The 3,181-nt window shown below is 61.8% G+C and carries 5 protein-coding genes; 4 read left to right on the top strand and 1 reads right to left on the bottom strand.

From position 1 onward, the window contains the following. The 4 genes from WCA53_RS33315 to WCA53_RS33300 form a co-directional block, all read left to right on the top strand. The coding region (locus WCA53_RS33315) for a SufS family cysteine desulfurase (protein ID WP_423922100.1) at positions 1 to 1,219 on the top strand (1,219 nt) is incomplete at its 5' end. Continuing rightward, positions 1,216 to 1,671, top strand: coding sequence for a Fe-S cluster assembly sulfur transfer protein SufU (sufU, locus tag WCA53_RS33310; protein WP_423922097.1), 456 nt, complete (start codon positions 1,216 to 1,218; stop codon positions 1,669 to 1,671). The genes WCA53_RS33315 and sufU, both read left to right, overlap by 4 nt. A gap of 8 nt (positions 1,672 to 1,679) precedes the next feature. Then, positions 1,680 to 2,048, top strand: coding sequence for an SUF system Fe-S cluster assembly protein (locus WCA53_RS33305; RefSeq protein WP_423922094.1), 369 nt, complete (start codon positions 1,680 to 1,682; stop codon positions 2,046 to 2,048). A gap of 1 nt (position 2,049) precedes the next feature. Continuing rightward, the gene (locus tag WCA53_RS33300) at positions 2,050 to 2,370 is read left to right on the top strand and encodes a Rieske (2Fe-2S) protein (RefSeq protein WP_423922091.1); all 321 of its coding nucleotides are present in this window, start codon (positions 2,050 to 2,052) and stop codon (positions 2,368 to 2,370) included. Between the two features lie 62 nt (positions 2,371 to 2,432). Here the strand turns inward: WCA53_RS33300 and WCA53_RS33295 are convergent. Continuing rightward, positions 2,433 to 3,181: ATP adenylyltransferase family protein (locus tag WCA53_RS33295; RefSeq protein WP_423922088.1), on the bottom strand; the 749-nt coding region annotated here is incomplete at its 5' end.

The raw sequence follows: 3,181 nt of genomic DNA, 5'->3' as shown, positions 1-3,181 counted from the left end.
GCGCAATGTCGCGCACTGGCGAGCCGATTTTCCGATTCTTGGCGAGCGCGTGCATAGCCGGCCACTGGTCTATCTCGACAATGGCGCAACTACGCAAAAGCCTGCCTCGGTCATCTACGCCGAAAGTGCCTACTACCGGCATAGCAACGCCAACGTTCACCGCGGCGTGCATCTGCTGTCGCAGCGCGCGACGGACGCATACGAAGCAGCACGGGGGAAGGTTGCACGTTTCATCAATGCGCCGCGTCCGGAGGAGATCGTCTTCGTACGTGGCACGACCGAAGCGATCAATCTCGTCGCCCAGAGCTACGCGCGCCCACGGCTCGAGCCCGGCGACGAAATCCTGATCAGCGCGATGGAGCACCATTCGAACATCGTGCCGTGGCAGTTGGTCTGCGAGCAGACTGGCGCGGTGCTGAAAGTCGTACCGATCGACGACAGCGGCGCACTCGATGCCGATGCGTATGAGCGCTTGTTAAGTGAACGCACACGGCTCGTCGCGATTACACATCTGGCTAACGCGCTCGGCAGCATTACTCCGGTAGAGCGCATCGTTGGAGCTGCCCACGCGAAGGGCGTGCCGGTGCTGCTGGATGGCGCACAGGCGATCGCGCATCTACCGGTCGACGTCCGCGCGCTCGATTGCGATTTCTACGCGTTTTCGGGGCATAAGGTGTACGGGCCGACGGGTATTGGCGTGCTGTATGCCAAGGCTGCGTTGCTTGAGGCCATGCCGCCGTGGCAGGGTGGGGGTGACATGATCCGTTCGGTGACGTTCGAGAAAACGGAATACAACGCGATTCCGTGGAAGTTCGAAGCCGGCACACCGAACATTGCCGGCGCGATTGCCCTTTGCACGGCGCTCGACTATATCGATGGCATCGGCATGGAAGTCATCGCCGCGCACGAGACGGATCTGCTCGCTTATGCAACGGATGCATTGCAGGTAATACCGGGCCTGCGACTCATCGGTACCGCAGGCGACAAAGCGAGCATCCTGTCATTCGTGCTCGACGGCGTGCATGCGCATGATGTCGGTACGATTCTCGATCATCACGGCGTCGCCGTGCGTGCGGGCCATCACTGCGCAATGCCGGTGATGCAGCGCTTCGGCGTACCGGCGACGGTGCGCGCGTCACTCGCCCTCTACAACACGCGCGAGGATATCGACGTGCTGATCGAAGGTATCGGCAAGGTCAAGGAGGTGTTCGGCTTATGAGCGATCTGAGGGATCTATATCAGGAAGTCATCTTCGACCACTATCGGCGGCCGCGTAACCGTCATGGACTGCCCGACGCCAATCACAAGGCAGAAGGCTACAACCCGTTGTGCGGCGACCGGATCACGCTGTATCTGCGAGTCGAGGATGGAGTCGTGAAGGAGGCGAGTTTCGAAGGCGAGGGCTGCGCGATCGCGACAGCGTCCGCGTCGCTGATGACCGAGGCGCTAAAAGGCAAGACGCAGGCACAGGCCGAAGCGCTGTTCGGAAGCTTTCACGAGATGGTGACAACGCCTGCCGCAGGGCAGGCGATCGCCGCGCCTGAGTTGGGCAAGCTGGCCGTGCTGTCCGGCGTGCGTGAATTTCCCACGCGCGTGAAGTGTGCGACGCTTGCGTGGCACACGTTGCATGCCGCGCTGCACGATCAGGACCGACCGGTTTCGACAGAGTGAGGCACACCATGAACACATTCGATTGGCTGAAGCGTCTTGAGGCTGCACAACCGGGCAGCGGCGCAACGACAGAACGTCTTGAAGAACGCGTGATCGACGCACTGCGCACCGTGTTCGACCCGGAGATTCCGGTCAACATCTACGACCTGGGTCTGGTCTATGGTCTCGATGCAGACGAAGCCGAAGGCCGCGTCGAGATCCGCATGACGTTGACCGCACCAGGCTGCCCCGTCGCGCAGACTTTCCCGGCGACGGTTGCGGACGCTGTCTACCTGGTGAGCGGTGTGAACGACGTACACGTTGAACTGGTGTGGGATCCGCCGTGGTCACGAGAGCGGATGTCGGACGCGGCACGCCTGCAATTGGGGATGCTGTGATATGTCTGACTGGGTCGATGTCGCCGCGATCGAGGATTTCCCGGCCGGGGCTGTTCGCAGCGTCGAGGTCGACGGCGCGCAAGTGGCCGTGTTCAACCTTGACGGCACCTGCTATGCGATTGAGGATATCTGTCCGCACGACGGCGGCTTCCTGACGGGTGGTGCGGTGGAAGGCGACGTTGTGATTTGTCCGCGCCACGGTGCGCGGTTTTGCATCAGGACGGGGAAGGTGTTGGCACCCCCGGCTTATGAGGACGTGGTGGCGTTCCCAGTGCGGATCGAAGCGGGCGTGGTTCAGGTGCGTGATGATCGATGGGATTGAGGTGAAATCAAGCGTACGGGGAATCACTTTAGCGAGCTTGAGGCTCTTTGGCAGCGTCTGGTCTAACGGTGCACGACCTGACCTATCTTGCCCGTGGGAACAGTGACTCGCTGCAGCACGGTCATCGGGCCGAGTCTCTTGACCACTTGCATCTGCGCTGCGTCGCGCACGAAAAGCGAGCCCGCGAACCCCAGCGCGTTCACCGAAATTCCCTCCACGCATTCCGCAGACCTCGGTACGAGGATGATCCATCGGCGGGTGACGAGCAGGTTGTACGGGGCCGACTGGTGGTGTTCGCCGTCCACCTCGATCCCCTTCAGGTCAACAGCCTCAAGTAACGCGCGATAGCAATCGAAAGCGGCCTGTGCTGCGTGCCGCGAAGCGGGAGGGCCCAATGCCAGACGGGCGAACGCATGCCGAAACGGCAGGCCGGGAACCGCTCCGATCGGCCCGTCCATGCACGCGGACGCAAGGACAGACTCGATCGGGAGCGGCGGCCCTGATCCTCCGAGCGGCAGCGGCACGATCTGCAAATGCTTGTGGCGTTGACTCGCGCCGGCCTGCGCGCCCCCGTTGTAGAAGCCCAGGCCATCGAACTCGGCCATGCAACCGACCCATGCTGAAAAATCCGTCAGGTCGAGCAGCGTTTCCTGCCGTTTGAAACAACGGGTGACGATCAGGAGATGATGGTCGAAGACGTTGAACTTATTGAGCAGCGCGAGGTGAGTGTCCGAGAGATCGGCGACAAAGAGGTCCGGGTCATGGGGAAGGAAAGGATTAGTCGCGCCGCGCCTTCCTGCCTCGACCGTGT

Origin of the sequence: Caballeronia sp., from assembly GCF_049581465.1 — a bacterium.
Classification (GTDB): Bacteria; Pseudomonadota; Gammaproteobacteria; order Burkholderiales; family Burkholderiaceae; genus Caballeronia.
Note: the sequence above shows the minus strand (reverse complement) of the source record. Positions and strands in the feature narration are given on the sequence as shown.

Excerpts from the sequence above, each read along its gene's own strand:
- sufU (WP_423922097.1), top strand. The coding sequence starts at position 1,216 with ATGAGCGATCTGAGGGATCTATATCAGGAAGTCATCTTCGACCACTAT.
- WCA53_RS33305 (WP_423922094.1), top strand. The coding sequence starts at position 1,680 with ATGAACACATTCGATTGGCTGAAGCGTCTTGAGGCTGCACAACCGGGC.
- WCA53_RS33300 (WP_423922091.1), top strand. The coding sequence starts at position 2,050 with ATGTCTGACTGGGTCGATGTCGCCGCGATCGAGGATTTCCCGGCCGGG.